Here is a 23112-nt window from a genome sequence, read left to right as displayed (position 1 = left end):
CCCAACCCTCCCCCGAGGGGGGAGGGGGTAAGACCGGGCCTCGCTCTTCTCCCTCCCCTTCCGGGGGCGGGCCGGGGTGGGGGCTGGCCCCCTGAGCCATCTTTCTTTGATACACCCATGACTCCTTTCCAATCCCCCTGGCGCAGCGCCGCCATCGACTGGCGACTGGTGCTGATGAGCCTTGTCTTGGCCGCAATGGCGCTGGTGTTCCACCTGCTGTCTGGCGGCATCTTCCTCAGCCCGGAAAACCTCTACAACATTGCCCAGCAGACGGCGGTGGTGGGCATTGTCTCCACCGTCATGGTGCTGGTCATCGTGGCCCGGCATATCGACCTGTCGGTGGGCTCGGTGATGGGCTTTGTGGGCGTGCTGATTGCGTATTTGCAGTACAGCGCCAACTGGTCTTGGCCCACAGCCTGTCTGGCCGGGCTGGCGGTGGCGCTGGTGGCCTCTATTTACCAGGGCTGGCTCACAGCGGTGCTGGGCGTGCCTTCGTTCGTGGTCACGCTGGGCGGGTTGATGACCTTCCGGGGCGCGGCTTTTCTGGTGGCCGATGGCAAGACCCAGCCGGTCACCGACGACTTCTTTTTACGCCTGGGCGGCGGCTACGACGGCGGCATTGGCACCCTGGCCAGCTGGGCGGTGGTGGGCCTGGTCAGTGCGGGCCTGTTGCTGCGGGCCGTGCAAAAGCGCCGCGCCCGTCAAAGCTACGGTGTGCCCACCGACCCGCTGTGGATGGAGGCCCTGCTGGTCGGCGTGCCCATCGCCCTGCTGCTGCTGTTTGCCCACACCATGAACCACTACCAAATATCCAGCAAAACCGAGCCGCAAGGCATCCCCATCCCCGTGTTGATCTGGGCGGTGGTGGGCGGCGTGCTGTCCTTCCTGGTGCACCGCACCCGCTTTGGTCGCTACGTGTATGCGATGGGCGGCAACCCCGATGCGGCGGCACTGGTGGGCATTCCGGTCAAAAAAGTGACCTTGCAATTATTTGCCCTGCTGGCCGTCCTGATTACGGTAGCAGCTATTGTTTCTATAGCACGACTGAACGCGGGTACCAATTCGCTGGGCACCAGCATGGAGCTGTACGTGATTGCCGCTGCCGTGATTGGTGGCACCGCGCTGGCCGGGGGCAGCGGGTCGATCTTTGGCTCGGTGTTGGGCGCGCTGATCATGCAGTCGCTGGACAGCGGCATGCTGCTGCTGGACGTGCCGATTGGCAAACGCATGGTGATCATCGGCCAGGTGCTGATCGTGGCCGTGGTGTTTGATGTTTTGTATCGCAAATTAGCGGGTGAACGATGAGCACGCCTTTAGTTGAACTGCGCGACATCCGCAAAGCCTTCGGCGGCGTGGTCGCGGTGGATGGGGTCAGCGTCAACCTGTATCCCGGCGAAGTGGTCGCCTTGCTGGGCCACAACGGCGCGGGCAAGTCCACGCTGATGAAGATGCTGGCGGGGGCCTACCCCATCGACTCCGGCGACACGCTGGTGGCGGGCCAGAAGGTCCACATCCGCACCCCCGCCGAGGCGCAGGCCCAGGGGATCGAGACCATCTACCAAACCCTGGCGCTGGCCGACAACCTGGATTCCGTCGCCAACCTGTTTCTGGGCCGCGAGAAGATGACCCGCTGGAACACGCTGGACGACCATTTCATGGAGGTCAACGCCCGCAAGGTTTTTGCCCGGCTGAACAAAAACTTCACCAACATCCGCGTGCCGGTGCGGCAACTGTCGGGTGGCCAGCGCCAGGTGGTGGCGATCTCGCGGGCGCTGTACTTCAACGCCCGTATCTTGATCATGGACGAGCCCTGTGCCGCCTTGGGCCCAGAGGAAACCGCCATGGTCGGCCGCCTGGTGCAGCAGCTCAAGAGCGAAGGCGTGGGCATCTTTTTGATCACCCACGACATGCCCGACGTTTTCTCCTTAAGCGACCGGCTGGCGGTGATGAAGAACGGTCGCCTGGTTGGCACCTACGCCACCGCCGATGTCACCGAGGACGAGGTGCTGGGCATGGTGATCACCGGCAAACGCCCCGAGGGCAAGCCGCAAACCGAGCGTGGGCAGAACTAGACTCCTGTCTTCTTTTGTTCACACGGCAAACCATATGAAGACTACCGGCGACCAACAACTCGTCAAGCGCATCAACCGCAGCGTGCTGCTGCGCATGCTGCGCGCCCAACCCGGCCTGTCGCGGGCACGGCTGGCCACCGAGAGCGGTCTGACCAAATCCACCGTCAGCCTGCTGGTGCGCGAACTGCTGATTGATGGTTGGCTCACCGAAGCCATGGAAACCGTCAACGAAGGCCTGGGCCGTCCGTCCACGCCGCTGCGCATCCACGAGGGCAAGCGCGCGCTGATCGGGGTGGAAATCGCGGTCGAAGTGGTGCGCGTGGTCTGCGTCAGCCTGCAAGGCGAGGTACTGCATTCCGAAGAGCAGCCGCTGGCCAGCAAGACCCCGGCCCTGGCCAGCCAGCAAACCGCCCGCATGGTGGCCACCGCCTACCAAGGCATCGCGGCGGTGGGCCTGCAACTGGTGGGCGTGGGCGTGTGTACGCCTGGGGCCATCGACCACGCCAGCGGCCAGGTGCTGTTTGCCCCCAACCTGGGCTGGCGCAAGCTGGATTTGCTGGCCCTGCTGACCCGCGCCCTGGCCGAGGTCGGCCTGCCCCCGGTGCCCCTGCAACTGCAAAACGATGCCGATGCAGGTGCCTTGGGCGAATACGAATTTGCCGACGGCGAAGGCGAAGACCCGCTGATCTTTGTCAGCTGCGACGTCGGCGTGGGCGCGGGCATCGTCTCCAACGACCGGCTGTTCAGCGGCGCGCAAGGCATGGCCGGGGAAATCGGCCACACCATCATGCAGATCGACGGCCCGCTGTGCTCTTGCGGGCGCAAGGGCTGCGCCGAGGCCTTTATCGGTCTGCGCGCCCTCAGCGGTCTGAACGGCAAAGCGGTGGATTTGAGCCACTCTGGCCACTACCTGGGCGTGCTGCTGCAAAACCTGTGGACCACCTTTAACCCCCGGGCCATCGTGGTCGGCGGCAAATCGTGCGACCACCACCCCGAATTTTTGCAAAGTGCCCTGGCCACCGTGGCCCAGTACGCCGCCAGCGCAGGCATGCCCGCCCCCAGCATCCGCGTGGCCCGCTACGGCCCGCTGGCCGCCGCCGTGGGCGCCGCCGCCCTGACGCTGCACGAGTACCTGCGCCCCATGCACCCCAATTCCGAAACCCGCCGCGCCCGCTCTGGGCAGGCCTTTTCGCCATCCACACCCCCTTAAACCCCAACCCAAAGGACTTTCCATGCCCTCTTATTTCTCCGAAATTGCCCCCGTCGCCTATGCAGGCCCTGCATCGACGGACCCATTGGCCTTCAAGTGGTACGACCGCGACAGGCTGGTGCTGGGCAAGCGCATGGAAGAGCACCTGCGGTTCGCCGCCTGCTACTGGCACAGCTTCTGCTGGAACGGCTTTGACCCGTTCAGCCACGACGGCACCTTTGAGCGCCCCTGGCAACACATGGCCGACCCGATGGCCGCTGCTCGCGCCAAGGCCGATGCGGCGTTTGAATTCTTCGCCAAGCTCGGCGCGCCCTACTACTGCTTCCACGACCGTGACGTGGCACCCGAAGGCGCAACCCTGCGCGAGAGCGTCAACAACCTGCACGCTATGGTCGATGTGCTGGGCGAAAAGCAGCAGCACACCGGCATGAAGCTGCTGTGGGGCACGGCCAATTTGTTCAGCCACCGCCGGTTCATGTCCGGCGCGGCCACCAACCCCGACCCGGCCCTGTTCGGCATGGCCGCGCTACAGGTGAAAGAAGCGATGGATGCCACCCTGAAACTGGGCGGCGAAAACTACGTGCTCTGGGGCGGCCGCGAAGGCTATGAAACCCTGCTCAACACCCGCATGGGCCAAGAGCTGGAGCAGATGGGCCGCTTTTTGAACATGGTGGTCGAGTACAAGCACAAGATCGGCTTCAAGGGCGCCATCCTGATCGAACCCAAGCCCCGCGAACCCACCAAACACCAGTACGACTACGACGTGGCCACCGTCTACGGCAGCCTGTGCCGCTTTGGGCTAGAGAAGGAAATCCAGGTCAACATCGAAGCCAACCACGCCACCCTGGCCGGCCACAGTTTCGAGCACGAAATCGCCACCGCCATCGACCTGGGCATCTTCGGCAGCATCGACATGAACCGGGGCGACATGCAGTGCCAGTGGGACACCGACCAGTTCCCCAACAGCATCCCCGACACCGCCCTGGCCCTGTATTTGATCCTGCAAGGCGGGGGCTTTAAAACCGGCGGCGTGAACTTCGACTCTAAAGTCCGCCGCCAGTCCATCGACCCCCAAGACATGTTTTACGGCCACATCGGCGGCATGGACGTCACCGCCCGGGCGCTGCTGATTGCCGAGAAGATGATTCTGGACGGCCGGGTGGAGAAGGCCATCGCCGACCGCTACGCCGGTTGGGCATCGCCCGAGGCGCAAGGCATTCTGGCGGGCAAGGTCACGCTGGACGGCCTGGCGGCGCAGGTGCTGGCGGGTGGCGTGGACCCCCGGCCGGTGTCGGGGCGGCAGGAATATATGGAGAACCTGCTGAACGCGTTTATTTGAGGGTGCTATCGAGTTTGTAGCTTCTAGCGCAGGTGGTATATGCGCTAGAAGCCGATTTGGCTTGTAAGCCTGCTCGCTATGCACCACGCAGCGCAAGGCCGTGGGGTCGGATCCGGATTGCGCCCACTCCGCGCATCGGAGTCCGCCACGCCCACCCGCATTTCGGCTCTGGTCCGCCTGCCGACGCTGCCAAATAGCCGCATCGGGAAATGGCTGCCGCATCACTGGACTTTGCCATCATGGGAGTGTCAAGTCCAAGCCGACCTTCCTGGCAAGGACGAAGGTGAGAAACCCCAGGACCAGGAGCGCTAGCACGAAGACTGCGGCTAACTTGCCGACCCCGCTTAGCACCGCACGCTTGTCCTTCCCCTTCTTTCCGCGATCGTAATGCCACTTGATGGCGAAGAACATGCCCGTGCCGAGCACGAGAACCTTGAATGTAATCAAGACGATAGGGATCCAATCAATCATTTGCTTGAGACTCTCTATGGTGAGGAGCACGACTTTAAACGCTGCGCCGAATGCAGATGATGCGCGTGCAGCCGAAAGCGAGGGCATTGCCGTCACGCCGGTGGAGGCATTCGCTACTGGCGCAGCGGGCAGCGGGTCGGTGAATGCCATTCGGATCTCTTTGGGCGGCATCCAGGATCGGGCACGCTTGCAGGCGGGTCTGCAACGGCTGTCTCATTTGCTTGCGCGGCGGCCCGAGTCGTTCAGCGCTGCGGTGGTTTAACTGTCCGGGTTGCACGGTGTGCATATTTCGGAAGCCTATTTCCCTTAAAGGCTTGGCCGCCCCCTAAGCACCTCCCCACAACCCGTCCGCATCCAAAATCTCAAACGCAATCGTCGGCGTGGCTTCCAAACACCGGCGTACCGCTGCCGGAATCGCCTGCTTGGTCTTGCGGCACAGGCCGGGCTGGTCGGCGACCTGGATGTGGAAGCCGCGCACCGTTTGCACTTCGTTGGTACCGGGGGCGATGGTCAGCACGATACCCAGCTGCGTGCGCAGGCGCTCCTGCATGCGGTGCAGGTCGGGCAGGGTTTGCAGGGCCTCCAGCCGGGCGAGCAGCTTGGCCTCTTCTTCTTTGGTGAGCCGCAGGATGCGCAGGTCCGCCTGCGGGTCGGCCAGCAGGGCTTCGCGCTGGCACAAGCAGGCCCCGGGCGGGCATTCTTTGCGGATCGGGAAGGGGACGGTCATGGCATCGCGGAGGCTACTCCGCAGGCTGGAAATCTAGCCGGGTAGTTTAAATCAGGCAGCGCGCTGTTTGCTATGGTAAGAATAGCTGCTAGCGCAGTTCCCACTTGCGCTAACGGCCTATTTCTATCTGACCTCTGCTACTTCGGCCACCTCTCGGCTATACGACCGGCTGGACTCCACCAGCATGCGGGTGTAGGGGTGTTGCGCGGCGTTGTTGCACAGCGCTTCGGTGCTCAATGTTTCGACAATGCTGCCGTGCTGCATCACCGCCACCTGGTCGCACAGGTGGGCCACCACGCCCAGGTCGTGGGTGACCATCAGGTACGTCAGGCCGTCGCGCTCGCGCAGGTCGGCCAGCAGGTTCAAGATTTCCGCCTGCACCGACACGTCGAGTGCCGAGGTGGGTTCGTCCAGCAGCAGCACGCGGGGCTCCAGAATCAGGGCCCGGGCAATCGCCACGCGCTGGCGCTGGCCGCCCGACAGCTGGTGCGGGTAGCGGAAGCGAAAGCTGCTGTTCAGCCCCACCTTGGTGAGGATGCTGTCGATGCGTTCGCGCTCCTGGTCCATGCCGTGGATGCGCAGCGGTTCGGCCAGCACGGTGTGGATGGTGTGGCGCGGGTGCAGCGAACCATAGGGGTCCTGGAACACCATCTGCACTTCGCGGCATTGGGCCAGTTTTTGGGCCCGGTCCAGCTTGTGGCCCAGCGCGCGGCCTGCAATCTGCAAGCTGCCTTCCCAATGCGTGTACTGCCCGGCCAGGCAGCGCAGCACCGTGGTTTTGCCCGAGCCTGACTCGCCCACCAGCCCGAAGGACTGGCCCTGGCGCACTTGCAGGTGGACGTTGTTGAGCACGTTGACGGCCCCGAAGGCCAGGTGCAGGGCGTTGACATTGATCATGGTCATGGTGGTGTCCTTCAGCACTTTTTAGGCAGTGAGCCAGGTGGGGTCGCGTTGCAGCACCGGCAGGCGCGTGCGGCGCTGGTCCAGGCTGGGCAGGGCGCTGAGCAGGCCCCGGGTGTAGGGATGCTGGGCGTTGTCCAGGTCGGCGGCGGCAATGCTTTCCACCACCCGCCCGGCGTACATCACCAGCACCCGGTCGCAAAAGTGGCGCACCAGGTTCAGGTCGTGGCTGATGAAGACCAGGCCCAGGCCGCGCTGGCCGACCAGGTCGTCCAGCACGGCCAGCACTTGCAGGCGCACCGACACATCCAGGGCCGAGGTGGGTTCATCGGCAATCAGGATCTCGGGCTCGGTGATGAGCATCATGGCAATCATGATGCGCTGGCCCATGCCGCCGGACACCTCGTGCGGGTACAGGTTGAACACCCGCTGCGGCTCGCGGATGCGCACCGACTCCAGCATGGCCAAGGCCCGCTGGGTGGCTTCGGCACGCGTTACCTTGTTGTGCGCCAGATAGGCCTCGGCGATCTGCTGGCCCACGCGCACCACCGGGTTCAGCGAGTACTTGGGGTCTTGCATGATCATCGACATGCGCTTGCCGCGAATGGCCTGCATGGTTTGGGGGCTGGCGTCCAGCAGGTCGATGCCGTCGAAGGCCAACTTGCGCGCTTCGATCTGGGCGCTGCGCGGGTGCAGCTTGAGCAGCGCCCGACCCACGGTGGATTTGCCGGAGCCGGATTCGCCCACGATGGCCAGCTTTTCCCGCGACAGGTTGAACGACACACCGCGCACGGCGTGCATGGGGCCGTCGGGGGTGGCGAAGCGGATGTGCAGGTTTTCGACTTGCAGCTTGGGGGTGGAGGAAGAGGCGGAGGAAGAGGTGGAGGTCATGGCGGGCATCCTCATTCGTTACGGGGGTCGAGCACATCCCGCAGGCCATCGCCCAGCAGGTTGAAGGCCAGGCTAACCAGCATGATGGCGGCACCGGGCGTGGCCACCAGCCACCAGCACTCCATCATGTAGCGGCGGCCACTGGAGATCATCGCGCCCCACTCGGGCATGGGCGGCTGGGCACCCAGGCCCAGAAAGCCCAGGCCGGCAGCGGTCAGGATCACACTGGCCATGTTCATGGTCAGGCGCACCACCACCGACGACATCAGCATCGGTGCGATGTAGCGCAGCAAAATGCGGCTGCTGGATGCGCCCTGCAACTGGGCCGCCACCACGAAGTCGGCGTTGCGCAGCGACAGGGTTTCGGCCCGTGCCAGCCGCGCAATCGGCGGCCAGGCGGTGAGGGCAATGGCCATCACCGCGTGGTCCAGCCCCGGGCCTAGGGCGGCCACGAAAGCCAGCGCCAACACCAGGCTGGGGAACGAGATGAAGATGTCGGTGACGCGCATGAACAGGGTGTCCACCCAACCGCCAAAGTAGCCCGAGATAGCCCCCACGGCCAGCCCCACCGGCCCCACGATCACCGTCACCAAGGCAATGATGTAGAGCGAAATGCGCGAACCGTGCACCAGGCGGCTGAACACGTCGCGGCCATATTCGTCGGTGCCGAACCAGTGCGTGCCGGACGGGGCTTGCAGTGCTTCGGCCAGGTTTTGCTCCAGTGGGTTGTGGGTGGCGATGAGCGGGGCGAACAGGGCCAGCAGCAGCAGCGCCACGACCACCACCAGACCGGCCACGGTCATGGGGTTGTGCAGCAGCCGTTGCAGGATGCGGCGGGCGCTTTGCCGCAGGGCTTGCGCCGCCGTCTGGGGGGAAGTGGAGGGCATCGCTGCCAAAGTAGAGGTGGCCATTAGCGGGTTCTCGGGTCAAACACGTGGTACAGGGCATCGGACAGCAGGTTCAGCGTGACGAAGATCACCCCCACCACCAGCACGCAGCCCATCACGGCGTTCATGTCGCCCAGCAGCAGGCTGCTGGTCAGGTACTGGCCAAAGCCGGGCCAGGCGAATACGGTTTCGATCAGCACCGCGCCTTCGAGCAGGCTGCCATAGGCCAGGGCCACGATGGTCAGCAACTGCACCAGGATGTTGCGGAACGCATGGCCCCAGACCACACCGCGCTCGGACAGGCCCTTGACCCGCGCCGTGGTGATGTACTCCTGCGACAGCTGCGCCAGCATGAAGCTGCGCGTCATGCGGCTGATGTAGGCCATAGAGTGCAGGCCCAGAATGCAGGCGGGCAGCACCAAAAACTTCAATGCGCTGCGGAACACCTCCCACTCGCCCGCCAGTGCTGCGTCCAGCAGCAGCAGGCCGGTGCGCGGCTCCACCAGGCCGTCAAAGGCCAGGTCCACCCGCCCGGCACCGCCGGCCCAGCCCAGCCAGGCGTAGAACACCAGCAGGCCCATCATGCCGAACCAGAACACTGGCGTGGAGTAGCCAAACAGGCTGACGACGCGCACCACGTGGTCGGCCAGGCGGCCGCGCCGGGTGGCGGCATACACGCCCAGTGGCACGCCCACGCCGGTGCCCAGCAAGATGGCCAGGGTGGCCAGCTCGATGGTGGCGGGCAGCACACGGGCCAGGTCGTCGGTGACCTTGTGGCCGGTGAGCAGGGCGTTGCCCAGGTCGCCGTGCAGCAGGTCGCGCAGGTAGTAGGCAAACTGCACCGGCAGGGGCCGGTCCAGGCCCAGCTGCTGGTAGACCTGGTCGTAGGTGGAGCGGTCTGCGTCGGGGCCGACGATGGACAGCACCGGGTCCAGCGGCATGACGCGGCCAATCACAAAGGTCAGCAGCAGCAGGCCCAGCAGGGTCAGCACCACGCTGAGCAGGCGCTGGGCCAGTGCGCGGAAGGTGGAAGTAGTCACAAAAGTTTCTCCAGGGGGATGGGCTTTAGCGCTGCTTGCCCACATCGCGCAGCCGGGTGGTGGCCGACGGGTGGCCCAGGTAGCCGTGTACGTCTTTGCGCAGCACCACGGTGTCCACCATCTGCGAGAAGGGCTGGATTGCGCCGACCTGGGTGTCATACAGCTTTTGGGCTTCCTGGTAGTCGGCGGTCTGCCGGGCTTCGTCGCGCTCGACCTCGGCCTTTTCGATCAGCTGGTTCAGCTCGGGGCTGAAGAACGCGGTGCGCCAGCCCTGGAAGTTGGTCAGCTTGGCCGCGTCGCTGTTGTCCGGGTTGTAGACCAGGGCGCGCAGGCTGGAGTGCGGATGGGGTTCGGCCCCGCCGCCGCCCCGGCCCACGATGATCTCGAAGTTGCGCTCGCGCATCGCGCCGTACACCTGGTTGCCGGTGCCCGACAGCACGCTGGCTTCAATGCCCGCCTTGGCCAGCGTGGCTTGCAGGCTGGTGGCGATGTTGATGAACGGCGGGTCGGCCAGCACGCGGATGGTGGTTTTGAAGCCATTGGGAAAACCGGCCTCAGACAGCAGCTTCTTGGCCGCCGCCACATCCAGCTTGTAGCCCGGGCTGGGCAGGCTGGCGGGCAGGCCCATCTGCACCGGGCGCTGCTGGGGGATGCCGTAGTGGGGCATCACCGTGCTGTTGATGCCGTCGTAGTCGATCAGGCTGCGCATCGCTAGGCGCACGCGCTTGTCGGCGAACTTGGGGTCTTTCATGCTCACGGCCACGTAGTACAGCGTGCCCCGGCGCACCGGCTGCACTACCGTCTCGGGGTTTTTCTTCATGGCTTCGACATCGGGTACCGACATGCCAGAGGCCACGTCCAGGTCGCCGCGCTCCAGCATCAGGCGCAGCGACTGCGACTCGGTCATGTGCCGCATGATGACGCGCTTGAGCTTGGCCGGGCCGCGCCAGTAGCCGTCAAAACGGTTCATCAGCAGGGCATCTTTGGCGCGCCAGTCGGCCAGCGTAAACGGGCCGGAACCGGCAGCGTGGGTGGTTAGCCAGGCGGCGCCCAGGTCACCGTTTTTGTCGTTTTCCATGACCTTCTTGCGGTCCAGAATCACCGCGCTGACCGAGGTGGCCAGGGTGTAGAGCACCATCTTCGGGTCGGTGGCCTCGGGCAGGTCAATCACCAGGGTGGTGGCATCCGGCGCGCGGATGGCCTTGTCCACATTCTGGGCGCTGAAGCCATAGCTCTTCCACGGCGAGGCCATCGCCAGGTTCAGTTTGAGCACGCGTTGCAGCGACCAGGCGGCATCGTCTGCCGTGAGCGGGTTGCCGGACTGGAACTTCACCCCCTTGCGCAGCACCAGCGTGATGCTGCGGCCATCGGGCGCGACCTTCCAGCTCTCGGCCAGGCCGGGCAGCATCTTGCTGGTGGCTTGCGGGTCGAGCTCGATCAGGTAGTCGTACAGGTTGGCGGCAATTTCCACCACGTCGTTGCCGGTGGCGGCGGCGGGGTCCAGCGACAGCAGGTTGTTCATGCTGAAGCCAATGATCAGCTGGTCGTCCGGGGTCTTGGCGTGGGCCGTGCCCAGAGCCACGGCGACTGCGACGGAAATAGCGCAGTGGCGCAGCAACTGTGTGTGTTTCATGTATGTCTCCTCAAGGTGGGGGAAAGCGGGCTCAGTACGCGTTGCGGGTGTGGGCTTCGATGTAGGCGAAGTTGATGTCTTCGCCCAGGCCAGGTTTTTGCGACAGGTGCACATAGCCGTCGGTATCCATCGGGTCGGCCAGGGTGTTCAGGTAGGCGGGCACTTCGTCGTACTCCAGAAACGGGTGCAGCAGGCCGCGCTCGTACCAGCGGGTGTTCTTGATGGCCGCGCACACCGCCAGGTTGGCCGCGCCGTTGCCGTGCACCTCGCACTGCATGCCAAACGACTCGGCCAGGTGCGCCACCTTGAGCGTCGGGGTGATGCCGCCCACGCCGGGCACCCCGGCACGCAGGATGTCGCAGGCTCCGGCCTGGACCCAGTCGGCCCGGCTGTGGTGCTTGCCCGACAGGCTTTCGGGCCCGACGATGGGGATGTCCAGCTGCCCGGCCAGCCAGGCGTACGAGGCCATGCTTTGCTCGTTCATCATTTCTTCGAACCAGGTGAAGTTGAGCTTCTCCAGGGCGCGGCCAATGGTCAGCGCGTCGATGCGGCTGTAGTTGTGGTAGCCGTCTAGCATCAGCGGAATGTGCGGGCCCACGGCTTCGCGCACGGCGGCGCAGGCCTGGATGTCCATCGGTACGCTGGGGGCAAAAGAGACCGGCGGCATCCAGGTGTGCAGCTTGATGGCCTTGTAGCCGCGCGCCACCAGCGTGAGGGCGAAGTCACCGTATTCTTGCGGCGTGGACAAGCCGCCGGGCAGTTCGTCACCGCACATGGTGCTGCCGTAGGCGGGCACTTTGTCGCGGTAGCCGCCGATCAGGCGGTACACCGGCTGGCCCAGGGCGCGGCCTGCCAAGTCCCACAGCGCCTGGTCCACGGCGGCCAGGGCGCGGTCGGTCAGCTGCCCGGCGCTGCCGCGCTGCCAGTGCTCCAGGCCGTGCCAAAGCTGCTCGCGCTGGAACGGGTGCTGGCCCACCAGCACCTTGCGCACAAAGGCCTCCAGCACATGCGGGCGAATCACCTCGGGCGGCGCAAACGCGTAGCCGCTGTGGCCCTCGTCGGTTTCAATCGTCAGCAAGGCCATCTTGCCCAGGCCCTCGGGGCCAGGATGGGAGTGGCCAGCGGTGTCCACCGAGCGGCGGGTGGGAAAGGTGAATTCGGTGCCAAGCACGCGGGTGATTTTCATAAGATTCCTTGGATGTCATCGGTCGTCAGACTGGAATGGATTTTATTTAACACGTCTGACGAGTTGAATGGGTAAAAACCCTTGCACCGTGGGTCTTTACCGTGCTTTTGCAGATGGCATCAGTCGTCTGGCGGGAGTATCTCTGCGCGGTATAGTTGCCAGCTCTTCCCACGGCCCCTCCATACCATGCGCTCTCTGTCGCCAGACCCGTCCACGCGGACCAAAAGCCAGCCGCAGCGGGTAGTGGACGGGGTGTCCGAGCGCATCCATAGCGGGGCCCTGAAGCCTGGCGACCGGGTGCCGTCCGAGCCGGGGCTGATGCAAGAGTTCGGCGTCAGCCGCACCGTGGTGCGCGAAGCCATGTCGCGCATGCAGGCCAGCGGGCTGGTCGAAACCCGCCAGGGCGTGGGTACGTTTGTACTGGCATCGGCCGCCCCTGAACCCCTGCTGGCCCGGGGCGCGCGCAATGTCCAGGTGCGGCAAAAGCTGGCCATGCTGGAGCTGCGCATCAGCATCGAATCCGAAGCCGCCAGCCTGGCCGCCGTGCGCCGCAGTGACGCCCACCTGGCGGCCATGCGCAGCGCGCTGGATACCTTTGATGCCCAGCGCCGTGCGGGCGCCAACACCACCGAGCCGGACTTCCAGTTTCACGTGCAGATTGCCGCCGCCACCGGCAACGAGTACTTTGAAGAGGTGCTGACCAGCCTGGGCAATGCCACCATTCCCCGGGCTGCACCCCAGGTGCCTAGCCCGTCCGGTTCGGCCGACAGTGGCAGCAAACCCGCCGCCCGCTTTGGCGAAGCCCAGCCCCTGCTGGAGAGCGGCAAGGCCATCACCCAGCGCGAGCACGAGGCCATTTTTGACGCCATCCGCCGGGGTGACGCGGCAGCCGCAAGGGCGGCGATGTTCATGCACTTGAGCAACAGCCGCGAGCGCATGCGCGCCAGCACCGAGAGTGGCGGCAGCCGCAACTGACAACGGCGACAGACTGCATCCAACAGCCGCAGGCGGATGCGCCACGGCAGCGTGCGCTGCGCACAAACCGCCCAGATTCAGGGTTTCCACCGATGCCTCAAGGGCGATCTTTTTCTTACTATGCGCACAGTCGTCTGACGACTGACGTACGACTGATAAAAATCCCTAAAACCGCCCTCGGAGACCCTTCTCATGCAACCCAAACTACTCGCCGTGCTGGTGTTCGGCGCTTTTGCCGGTGCCGCTTCGGCCCAATCCAGCGTCACCTTGTCTGGCATCGTCGATGCCTGGGCGGGTCAGACCCGTAACAAAGTGGGCGGTGTCAGCACCACCAACAGCGTGGTGGACAGCGGTGGAGGACAGGCCAGCCGCTGGAACCTGCGCGGCACCGAAGACCTGGGCGGCGGCCTGAACGCCAGCTTCATGCTGGACCAAGGATTTGCCCTGGACAGCGGCACCGTATCCACCGTGTCGGCCTCCAACATCGGCTTCAACCGGGGTGCGTACGTCGGCCTGTCGGGGGACTTTGGCGAGCTGCGCCTGGGCCGTATGCTGGGCGCGTTCGATGCCTTGCGCGGCTCCACCAACCACCTGTACGACTCGTCGGGCTTTGCCTCGACGGGCCAGGTGTGGGGCGCGGGTTCCACCGCCGCCAACGGCCTGGCCGCCGTGACCGGCAGCGACTATTTGGCCCGGGGCAACAACACGGTGATGTTTATGACGCCGGTGTTTGGCGGCATCAGTGGCTCGGTGAGCACCAGCGCCAGCGAAGGCGCGGCTACTGCCACCGCTGCGCCGCGCATCGTCAGCGCCCACGCCAAGTACGCTGACGGTCCGGCCCGCATCGGCTATGGCTACCAGGCCGAGTACTTTTCCACGGGCAAGAACCAGTTCCACATCGTGGCGGGCAACTACGACTTTGGCCCGGCGCAGATGGTGGGGGCGTTCCAGCGCCAGACCGATGGCCGCATCGCAGGCGACCAGACCTCAAATGAGTGGGAACTGGGCCTGAACATCCCGTTCGGCCAGGCCTCGGTGGCCCTGGGCTACGCCAAGGCGATCACCAAAAATGGCGCGGGCAATGAGGTGCTGGACGCCAAAGGCCTGAGCCTGATGGCCACCTACGACATCTCCAAGCGCACCCGTTTCTACTCGGGCTTTCGCCAGTTGAAAGCGGTGCGCGCCGACGGCAGCAGCACGCTGGATGCGGGCCGCTTCGGCGTGGGCGTGACGCACAAGTTCTGAGGACTGCCGCTGCCCCCTAGGGAAAGCGTATGCACACACCGTTGGTGGCGGCCCGCCCCCACCCCAACCCTCCCCCGAAGAGGGAGGGAGTCGCACGGGGTCCGGCTTTACGCCCTCCCCTTCCGGGGGAGGGTTGGGGTGGGGGTCTGCCGGGCTAGGCAGTGTGTAGCCTGGGGTGTGCTACTTCGGCCACAGCACCCACAGCTTCAGCGGCTGGTTGACCCGTGACGCGAGGGCTCCGGCTTCGGGGCCGGTGCCCGCAAAATAATCGGCACGCACGGCACCCAGGATGGCGCTGCCGGTGTCTTGCGCGAAGACGAGCTTTTGCAGTTGCAAGGCGCTGCCGCTGGTCGCCAGCCACACCGGCGTGCCGTACGGAATGCTTTGTGGGTCGATTGCGATCGAGCGGCCCGGCGTGAGCGCGACGCCTTGCGCGCCTTTAGGGCCGAAGGCCGCATCGAATGCGCTTAAGTCCTCTTCACGGAAAAAAATATAGCGTGGGTTACTCCATACCAGCGACTGCAGGCGCTGCGGGTTCTTTGCCACCCAGGCTTTGGTCGATTCGGTCCACGGTGCGGCCATGTTGCCCTGGCCCTGGTCACTGAGCCACTGCGTAATACTGCGAAACGGCTGCTCGTTGGTGCCGGCAAAAGCTACACGCACGGTGCGCTGCGCGCCGTCGGGTTCGGTGATGGCCAGACGGCCCGAACCTTGGATGTGCAGCGACATCGCCTCAATCGGGTCGGCCACCCAGGCGATTTCGCGGCCTTTCAGCGCTGCGCGGGCCTCTGGCAGCGTTTCGATTTCCTGGCGCGTGAACCACGGCTTGCGGTTACCTAGACCGACCGGCGGCCGGTACAGCGGCACATCGAAACCCGGTGCCAGGACGCGGCTGGCGCGCAGCACCGGTTCAAAGTAACTGGTGAGCTTGCCATCGGCCAGGCCTTGCAGCGACTCGACGCGGTACGGTTGCAGGCGCGCCACCATCCAGTCGCGCTGTTCGTTGCCGCTGCCCAGGCTGAGGCGGCGCACGTCTTTGCACAGGGGGGCCTGCACCGGGCCGGGGCGTTCGCAGCTTTTGATCCAGGCGTTCCAGGCTTCATGCAGCGGGTCTTGGCCAAAGCCGGGCAGCTCGGCCCAGCGCACGGCGGTCCAGCGGCTTTTGCCCTGGGTGATGGGGGCGGGCAGCGGGCCGGTGTCGCCCTGCACCACATACGGCGCGGCCTCGGTGGGGGGCGTGGCAGCGGGCAGAGTGGGGGCCGGGGCATCGCCCGGTGCAGGGGCTTCGGGCAGGTGGGTGGCGCAGGCGGCCAGGGTTCCTACAATCGCGGCCAGTACGGCACGGCGGGCGCTGCGCCCCATCACATGGTCAAGAAGGAGTCGGTTCATGGTCTTGTTGTTATTGGAGGCATTGGGCGCCGGGGTGTTGCTGGTGCTGATTGTCTGGTGGACCATGTTCTCGGGCCGCAAGCACGGTGAAATCGTTCAAAAACCTGAAGAAAAAGTGCCTCCACCGCATGTGGAATAAGCGCAGATAGCTATGTTTTTTGTAGCAAATTAGCCAGTTCGACGGCCGACTTCACTTCCATCTTGTCGAACACCCGGCCCCGGTGTACCTCCACCGTGCGCACGCTGATGTCGAGCTGGTCGGCAATCAGCTTGTTGGGCAGGCCCTGTACCACCAGCCGCATCACATCGTGCTCGCGCTCGGTCAACTCGGTGAGCCGGGTCAGCAGGTGCTGGCGGCTGTCGCGGGCCAGCAGGCTCTGGGCCGACTGGGCCAGCGCCTGTTCCACCCGATCCACCAGGGCGTTGTCCGAGAAGGGTTTTTCGCAAAAATCAAAGGCCCCGCGTTTGACCGCATCCACCGCCGTGGGCACGTCGGCATGGCCACTTAAAAAAATCACCGGCATGGCGATGTGCAGGCTTTGGGCCACCAGCTTGTCAAACAAGGCCAGCCCGCTCATGCCGGGCATGCGCACATCCAGCAGCAGGCAGCACGCCTGGTTGGGCACAAATCCGGCCCCCAGCATGTGGTCAAAGGCTTCGGCGCTGGCATAGCTTTCGCTGAAAAGGCGGCGCGAGCGCAGCAACCACGACAGCGCATCGCGCACGCTGGCATCGTCATCGACGATGAATACGGTGGCGTTTTTTACGGGTTGCATCCAGTCCTCTCATTCCATTTTTAACGGCAGGGGTAACTACTCACCACCCCAGCATCAGTAAGAACACCGCCCCTCAAGGCATCCGTGGAACTGGCTTTGCCAGGCCACTGGATGCGTCCCCTGCAAGGGGGTTGGGAATCAGCGCTTGCGCTGTAGCCTGGGGGTAAGTAATTACCGGCAGGGTAAACCGAAAAACCGTGCCTTGCGGCAGATTGGCTTCGTGGCTCAAAAAGCCGCCGTGCTGCTCCACCACGGTGCGGCACAGGCTCAGGCCTAGGCCCATACCTTCTTCTTTGGTGGTGAAAAACGGGGTGAACAAGCGCTCGGCCACGCTGTCGGGGATGCCGGGGCCGCCATCTGACACAGAAAACTCCAGCCAACCGGTGGGCGTGGAGGCGCGCAAATGGGCCCCCGCCTGCACCACCCGCAGCACCAGCACACGCTCGACCAGACCCGGCTGGTCCATGGCCTGCATGGCATTGCGGGCCAGGTTGAGCAGCACTTGCTCGACCATCGTGCGGTCGCACAGCACCGGCGGCAGTGCCGGGGCCACCTGCATCACCACCTGCACGCCCAGTTTGCGGGCTTGCAGGTAGACCAGCGGCAAAATGGCATCCAGCAGCGCCTGGGGGGCCACGGCTTCGCGGGCTTCGGCGCGGCGGCGCACAAAGTCGTGGACGCTTTTAATCACCTTGCCGGCACGCTCAGCCTGTTCGGCGATGCGGCTCAGGGCCATCGCCAGGTCCACCCCTTCGAGATCCCCCGATTGCAGCAAATTCAGCGCCCCGGTGGAGTAGCTGGAGATGGCCGCCAGCGGTTGGTTCAGCTCGTGGCTGAGCAGCGAGGCCATTTCGCCCACGGTGGCCAGCCGGGCGGTGGCCTGCAAGCGGTCCTGGCTGGTGCGCGACAGCTCTTCCACCCGGCGCTGCTCGGTGATGTCCACCACCGCGCTCATCCAGCCGGTTTGCAGGCCCTGGGCGTTGATCAACGCCGCCTCGATCACCAGCACCGGGAAGCGCACACCGTCTTTGCGCATGAACACCGAGCTAAAGCCTTCGCGCGGCGGGGCGTTGCCGGCCAGCCGGACCTCCTGGCGCTGCTGGTATTCCACGGCCAAATCGGGCGGCCAATAGGGGGCGGGCATGCCGTGGCCCCACAGCTCGGTCGCGCTGAAGCCCACCATCTGGCAAAACGCCGGGTTCACGTAGGTGATGCGCCCCTGTAGGTCGCGGGCGCGCAGACCGGTGAGCAGCGAATCCTCCATCGCTTTGCGAAACGCCAGCGCGTCGGCCAGATCACGCTCGGCGCTGAGCCGCAGGCGGGTGTCCTTGACCAAGAGCGCCGTCACCGACACCAGGGCGATCGACATCAAGGTCACCAGCGCCGTCATCAGGTTGGGGTAGACCTCGGGGTCACCGTGCCAGCTGTCCATGCGCAAGACCATCGTGTTGCCCGGCAGGTTGACCAGCTGCTGGGCGGTAAACACCCGCGTGCCACGCCGGGCCGAGCCGTGCAGCACCAGGCGGGTGCCATCGGGTTCGATAAACGACACCTCCTGGCTGCGGCTGAGCTGGCGGCCCACCATGTCGGCCAACACATCGCCCAGCGCGTAGGTGGCCACCAGATAGCCTTTGAGCTGGCCACGGCTGACCAGCGGCATGCACAGCTCCATCACCTCCAGCCCCTGTCCCTGCCCGCTGGCCTGCGCTAAAAAATAGCTGCCCGAATACGCCGGACCATTGGCGCGCTTGGCCAGCGTGCAGGCCAGGGTGACATCGGGTTCGGCATTCTTGCGGCCCAGCCACGCGAATGCCTGGGGCCGAAACGGGCTCTCTGCCGTCGCCAACACCGCCAAATGGGGCTGCCGCCATTCCACCCGCAACAGCTCGCGGTGGTGGCGCAAGAATTCAGCGGCATCGATGCGCCAAGAGCCGGGGCTGGGGTCGTTGAACTGCAAGGCTTGCAGGCTTTGCGCATTGCGCCCCAGGCCCAGCCGCACGTCGTCCACCGCTGCGGCGGTATCGCGCTCCAGCCTGTCTTGCACCTGGCTGGCCTCAAACCGCCCGGCCAGCCACACCAGCGTGGCCAGCACCAGCGCCAGCAGCAACAGCATCACGCCCCACAGCGACCAGCGTTGCCACCAGCGCAGCAAGCCCCCTCGGGATAGCGACAGCACGGCGCTCACAGAACGCGGTGCGCCAACCGGCTGCTAGAAATCTGGGCGAAAGCGGCGAGGTTCACGGCATGGGCTCCGGTTTGCTGGGGGCTTTGGCATCCAGCAGCTTGCGTGGCACCTTGGTGATTTTGGGGTCGGCCCAGGTGCCGTCAATGTGGAACTGCTGGGTCGCCGCTTCGCTCAGGGGGCGGCTTAAAAACCATTGCGCCAAAAATGTGCCCAGCCCCACCACCGGGTTGATCGCCGCTGCTACCAACGAGGCCGTACCGGCGTTGATCTCAGGCACCACCAGCACCCGCAGATCCTGGGTTTCACGGCCAATGTCGGCATGGCCTTCCATCATCACGGCGGCGTTCACGCCCTTCATTTGCAGGTTGTTGGTAAAGGCAGTGCCTTGCGCCACCCGCACATCGCCGCGTATTGCATCAAACGCAAAACCGTCGCTGAACAGATCCCGAAAATCCAGTACCAGGCGGCGCGGCAGGGCTTGCAGGTTTAGCACCCCCAGCAGCTTGGTCAGGCCGGGGTCGGCCTTTAGGAACTGGCCGCTCTCGATGGCCAGGTGGAACTGCCCGCCCAGCGTGGGCGTGTCCAGCGCCAGCGGCGAACCGACCCAGCTGATCTGCCCCGCCATCTGCCCCTTGCCGCGCCGGATCACGCCGGGCATGCCCAGCCGGGTGAGCAGTTGCCCGGCATCCGTGATGTCGAGCTGAAAGTTCAGCGCGGTACGCCGGGGCGCGCTGCGCACGGCCTGCCCGGCACTTTGGCTGCCCAGGGCCGCCCCCATAGCCACCCAATTGCCGGTGGCGTTGAGCTGCATGTCGGGGTTGGTAATGCTGAGCTTGTTGAGCCGCCATTCGCGCACCCCGGCCTCTGCTCCTGCGCTACTACCGCCACCCCGGTTGACCGCATCCACCTCCACCCGGCCCAGTTTTTTGCCCTTCAGCTCCAGTGCGTCCACCACGATGTCGAGCGCGGGCACGGTGTCGGGTGCCGCGTCCAGCAGGCTTTCAACCTCGGTGGCGTTGCTCGGGGCCAGGGTCAGCCGGGTCAGCCGGGCATAGACCCGGCCGGGGCTGGTGTCCAGGGGCTGGCGGTATTCCACATAGCCATTCAGCTCCTGGGCGTCCAGGTTGGCGCGCCAGGTGGTGGCAAAGTGCGAGGCCCCCAGCACCAGCTGGTGCAGGGTGCGGCCGCCCAGCGTCAAGGCTTTGGCCTGCACCGCCAGGGTGGTGGGCGTGTAGCCACTGCTGGCGGTCGATGCCGGGCCTGCGGGGCCGCTGATTTTGGTCAGCACGGCCTCCCAGGCATCGGCGTTGACGCTGTCCACATGGAGATTGGCCGCTACGCCCTCGGCGGGCATGGCCAGCGACTCGCCGGGCTGCAGGCCCACAGCCAGCGTGCCGCGCAGCACCCGTGGCTCGGGGCCGGAAAGATCCCGGATGTACGCCACCGAAGCCAGCGCCCCCGCCGTCCCCAGCTCCAGCGCCAGGCTGTCGCGCAGCGGCCCGCCCGTGCCCGGCAGCAGCGCCTGGGTGAAACGCAGCGGCAACACCGCATCGGCGGCTTTGGCCAGCGGTGCGGGCAAGGCCAGCGCCAAGCCCTTCAGGTTGCTGGTGACGTTGATTTCGGTCACGCCCTGGCGCAGCCCCAGCACGGCGCTGTAGGCGGCGCTGCCACTGGCGTACGGGGCCACGCGCGATGCCACGCCCAGCATGCTGGCCTGGCGCAGCCCCTCGGCGCTGGCCACGCCCTGCACGCGCAATTGCAGACCGGCAGCCGACATGCCGCCGTCGATCTTCGCGTCGCCCCCCAGTAGCCGCCCCTGGGCACCGGCCACGGTGAAGCCGGATTCGGTGAAGTTCACCACCCCCTGGACCTTGCCCAGCGGGGGCCGGTCGGGGCCAAGCTGCACGTCGTTACCGGCCAGGGTCAGACTGCCCTGGACCTTGCTTTTGTCGATGCTGTCGATGGGCAACTGCAAGCGCAGCCGCAGGTCGGCCACCCCGGTGCCGCTGGCGTGGTCGAGCGCATGGTCGGTGGCGCTGGCCAGCGGCGAACGGGCCACGGTGGCCAGCATCTCGGTCAAGGGGCCGCGCCCCTGCCCTTTGAACACCACCACGCTGCGGTTGAGGTCGGCAATGGTGGCCTCGGCCTGGGTGATCTGGAAGTTGGCCCCCATGCGGGCCGTAGCGCGGTTGATCTGCAAGCTGGCTTTGTCGATCACCAGTTCCCCCGAGAGCTGCTCCAGCGCAGGCCATTGCAAGGCCTCGGCCGGGCGCAGGCTGGGTGGCACAAAGGCGTAGCTGGCATCGCGCACCTCGGCCGACAGCCGAAACTCGCCTTGCGGGGCGTTTTTGACCGGCAGATTGAACGGAAAGTCGTACAAATCGCCCTTGACCCGAAACTTCACCTTGGACAGCGCACCCGCCCGCACCGCGTCGCGCACATAGTGGCGCACCTCGGCATCCAGCTCCAGCGGCAGATAGCGGTGGACCCGCGCCGCATTGCCCCGGCTCAGCTGGCCTTGCAGGTCCAGCACGCCGGGGATGCGCGCGTGGCTGCTGGAGCGGGCCGGGTCGCTGTGCTGCCACTTTACTTGCGCCGTGCCTTCGGTATCGGCATTGGCAAAGCGCACATCGCTGGCCTGCACCGCCAACGCGCCCCCCTGCTGCTGCCAGACCACGGTGGCCGCAAGGCTGGTGATGGGCACCACCGGCTCCTCAAACAGGCCGGGCAGGTCCAGCGCGCCCTGGGCCATGCGCACCTCTGCCTTGCCCCCGGCCTGGGTCATGTCGAAGTCCAGCGCCATGCCGCGCACGCCGGGGCGGCCCAGCGGGGCGCGGTTGGTGGCACTGGGCGCGTGGGGGGGGGCCGGCGCCACTGGCAGCCCCCGGACGCGACCCATGGCACTCCACAGGGGGGGGGGGTCCCCCGGCCCCCGCCAATGTGGGTCAAAATGCGCCACCAGCCCCAGGGGGGCCAAGGCCTCCCGCACCGCAGCAGTGACCGGGCCCAGCGGCAGGCTGGCGGCCATGCGGGCCAACACGGCCAGGTCCAGCCGGTCGGCGCGCAGCTGGCCTTGGGCGGGGGCTTTAGGGGTGGCATCCTGGGTGCGCAGCGCCACATTGCCGCCCGGCCACACCAGGCCCTCGGCGGTGCTGAATTGCAGACCCTCGGTGGCCAGTTCGGTGCTGCCCGCCTGCTGCTTGCCGGTCAGGCGCCCGTGCAGCGATTGCAGTGCCAGCGGCTGCAAGCCAGGGGCCAGGGTGACGCGGGCATCGGCCAGGGCCACATCGGCCGTGCCCCCGGTGACCTGCCCGTGCCGGATGTCGGCCCACAGCCGCAGCGCCCCCACGCCCTGTGCGACGTCAAAGCCCACATCGGCCACATTGGCATATTGCCGCAGCTGCGATACATCCACCCGGGGCAGGCTGGCGTAGACCGGGCCGTCCCAGTCTTGCCACCGGCCCCGGCGGGTGCTCAGTAGCGGCTGGCGAAGCTGTGCTACCAGACTGAAGCGGTCGCCCCAGTCGGCCGGGGGCGATGCGTCCAGCCGCAGGCTATGGCCCAAGCCCTGGTTGCGCATCACAAAATCCACCCTGCTCAGCGCCAGCGGGGGGGCGGCGCGCTGTGCATCGGTCCAGCGCACGGTGCCGCCGCGCACCACCAGCTCGGCTTGGGCAAACAGCCAGTCCAGGGCTTTGCCGTCGCTGCTGTTGGTGGGCGAAAAATCCAGCCCGGCGATGAAGATTTTGCCGTCGGCGCTGCGGCGGATGTCCAGCTCGGGCTGCTCGACCACCAGCTGCTCAAAGCCCCGCCGCAGCAGCGCCCGGGGCGACAGCGTAGCCACCACGTGGGGCAGGCGCAGGGCGGGGCGGCCTTGGGCATCCAGCAGGGTTACATCGCGCAGCTCAAAAGTCGGAATCCAGTGTGCCGATGTGGCCGAGATAGCGCCTATGCGCAGGGGTATGCCCAGCGCCTTGCTGGCCTGCACCTCCACCCACGGGCGAAATTCGCCAATTCGCGGCACAATCCAGCCGTGTAAGCCCCCCCAGGCCAAGGCCAGCACCAGCCACGCCGCTACGACCAAGCCTAGGCACCAGGATGCGGCGGTGGCCGCCAGTCGAAGCAAGCGTGTGGGTGGGGTACTGGAAATAGGCGTGGAGTCAGTCATTGGACACATGGATGCAAG

General features: G+C 65.9%; 19 protein-coding genes and 1 pseudogene. 8 read left to right on the top strand and 12 right to left on the bottom strand.

Annotated features, from left to right (window positions below; genetic code table 11):
- Positions 1–117: 117 nt before the first annotated feature.
- The 4 genes from AC0969_RS11715 to xylA are packed head-to-tail and all read left to right on the top strand — an operon-like array spanning position 118 to position 4621.
- On the top strand, positions 118–1305 hold the full coding sequence (locus AC0969_RS11715; RefSeq protein WP_479624320.1) for a sugar ABC transporter permease: 1188 nt from the start codon (positions 118–120) through the stop codon (positions 1303–1305).
- On the top strand, positions 1302–2072 hold the full coding sequence (locus AC0969_RS11710) for an ATP-binding cassette domain-containing protein (protein ID WP_479624319.1): 771 nt from the start codon (positions 1302–1304) through the stop codon (positions 2070–2072). Before AC0969_RS11715 ends, AC0969_RS11710 begins: the two co-directional genes overlap by 4 nt.
- A gap of 34 nt (positions 2073–2106) precedes the next feature.
- Positions 2107–3282, top strand: coding sequence for an ROK family transcriptional regulator (locus tag AC0969_RS11705; RefSeq protein ID WP_479624318.1), 1176 nt, complete (start codon positions 2107–2109; stop codon positions 3280–3282).
- 22 nt (positions 3283–3304) lie between these two features.
- Positions 3305–4621 carry a xylose isomerase gene (gene xylA / locus AC0969_RS11700; RefSeq protein WP_479624317.1) on the top strand — a complete coding sequence of 439 codons (1317 nt, stop codon included), beginning with the start codon at positions 3305–3307 and terminating at the stop codon, positions 4619–4621.
- A 237-nt stretch (positions 4622–4858) separates the two neighbouring features.
- Here the strand turns inward: xylA and AC0969_RS11695 are convergent, their stop codons facing one another.
- On the bottom strand, positions 4859–5092 hold the full coding sequence (locus AC0969_RS11695) for a hypothetical protein (RefSeq protein ID WP_479624316.1): 234 nt from the start codon (positions 5090–5092) through the stop codon (positions 4859–4861).
- 61 nt (positions 5093–5153) lie between these two features.
- Here AC0969_RS11695 and AC0969_RS11690 point away from each other — a divergent pair.
- A pseudogene (locus AC0969_RS11690) lies at positions 5154–5354 on the top strand (PLP-dependent aminotransferase family protein); the annotation flags it as partial.
- 63 nt (positions 5355–5417) lie between these two features.
- On the opposite strand, the gene AC0969_RS11685 reads toward AC0969_RS11690, so the two are convergent.
- From AC0969_RS11685 to AC0969_RS11655, 7 genes are all read right to left on the bottom strand, one after another.
- On the bottom strand, positions 5418–5819 hold the full coding sequence (locus AC0969_RS11685) for a hypothetical protein (RefSeq protein WP_479624315.1): 402 nt from the start codon (positions 5817–5819) through the stop codon (positions 5418–5420).
- Positions 5820–5942: 123 nt separating this feature from the next.
- Positions 5943–6716, bottom strand: coding sequence for an ABC transporter ATP-binding protein (locus tag AC0969_RS11680; protein ID WP_479624433.1), 774 nt, complete (start codon positions 6714–6716; stop codon positions 5943–5945).
- A 27-nt stretch (positions 6717–6743) separates the two neighbouring features.
- Positions 6744–7610: an ABC transporter ATP-binding protein gene (locus AC0969_RS11675; RefSeq protein ID WP_479624314.1), complete on the bottom strand. Its 867-nt coding sequence runs from the start codon at positions 7608–7610 to the stop codon at positions 6744–6746.
- A gap of 11 nt (positions 7611–7621) precedes the next feature.
- Entirely contained in the window at positions 7622–8497 is an 876-nt protein-coding gene (locus AC0969_RS11670; RefSeq protein WP_479624313.1) for an ABC transporter permease, read from the bottom strand.
- A 23-nt stretch (positions 8498–8520) separates the two neighbouring features.
- Entirely contained in the window at positions 8521–9537 is a 1017-nt protein-coding gene (locus AC0969_RS11665; RefSeq protein ID WP_479624312.1) for an ABC transporter permease, read from the bottom strand.
- Between the two features lie 25 nt (positions 9538–9562).
- The gene (locus AC0969_RS11660; RefSeq protein ID WP_479624311.1) at positions 9563–11170 is read right to left on the bottom strand and encodes an ABC transporter substrate-binding protein; all 1608 of its coding nucleotides are present in this window, start codon (positions 11168–11170) and stop codon (positions 9563–9565) included.
- 31 nt (positions 11171–11201) lie between these two features.
- Entirely contained in the window at positions 11202–12356 is a 1155-nt protein-coding gene (locus AC0969_RS11655; protein WP_479624310.1) for a mandelate racemase family protein, read from the bottom strand.
- Positions 12357–12542: 186 nt separating this feature from the next.
- Between AC0969_RS11655 and AC0969_RS11650 the strand changes: the two genes are divergently transcribed.
- A complete protein-coding gene (locus tag AC0969_RS11650; RefSeq protein ID WP_479624309.1) occupies positions 12543–13331 on the top strand; it encodes a FadR/GntR family transcriptional regulator in 789 nt (262 codons plus the stop codon).
- Positions 13332–13523: 192 nt separating this feature from the next.
- The gene (locus tag AC0969_RS11645; protein ID WP_479624308.1) at positions 13524–14576 is read left to right on the top strand and encodes a porin; all 1053 of its coding nucleotides are present in this window, start codon (positions 13524–13526) and stop codon (positions 14574–14576) included.
- A 180-nt stretch (positions 14577–14756) separates the two neighbouring features.
- Here the strand turns inward: AC0969_RS11645 and mltA are convergent, their stop codons facing one another.
- On the bottom strand, positions 14757–16031 hold the full coding sequence (mltA, locus tag AC0969_RS11640; protein ID WP_479624307.1) for a murein transglycosylase A: 1275 nt from the start codon (positions 16029–16031) through the stop codon (positions 14757–14759).
- On the opposite strand from mltA, the gene AC0969_RS11635 reads away from it, so the two are divergent.
- Positions 15964–16104: a hypothetical protein gene (locus tag AC0969_RS11635; RefSeq protein WP_479624306.1), complete on the top strand. Its 141-nt coding sequence runs from the start codon at positions 15964–15966 to the stop codon at positions 16102–16104. The two genes, mltA and AC0969_RS11635, sit on opposite strands and share 68 nt — an antisense overlap.
- Before the next feature lie 10 nt (positions 16105–16114).
- Here AC0969_RS11635 and AC0969_RS11630 read toward each other — a convergent pair whose 3' ends face one another.
- From AC0969_RS11630 to AC0969_RS11620, 3 genes are all read right to left on the bottom strand, one after another.
- Entirely contained in the window at positions 16115–16741 is a 627-nt protein-coding gene (locus AC0969_RS11630; RefSeq protein WP_479624305.1) for a response regulator transcription factor, read from the bottom strand.
- Positions 16742–16814: 73 nt separating this feature from the next.
- Positions 16815–18854, bottom strand: a complete 2040-nt coding sequence (locus AC0969_RS11625) for a two-component system sensor histidine kinase NtrB (protein WP_479624432.1) — start codon at positions 18852–18854, stop codon at positions 16815–16817.
- Positions 18855–18978: 124 nt separating this feature from the next.
- A complete protein-coding gene (locus AC0969_RS11620) occupies positions 18979–23103 on the bottom strand; it encodes a YhdP family protein (protein ID WP_479624304.1) in 4125 nt (1374 codons plus the stop codon).
- Positions 23104–23112 lie beyond the last annotated feature (9 nt).

The organism is Rhodoferax sp. LB1P47 (assembly GCF_056521445.1).
Note: the sequence above shows the minus strand (reverse complement) of the source record. Positions and strands in the feature narration are given on the sequence as shown.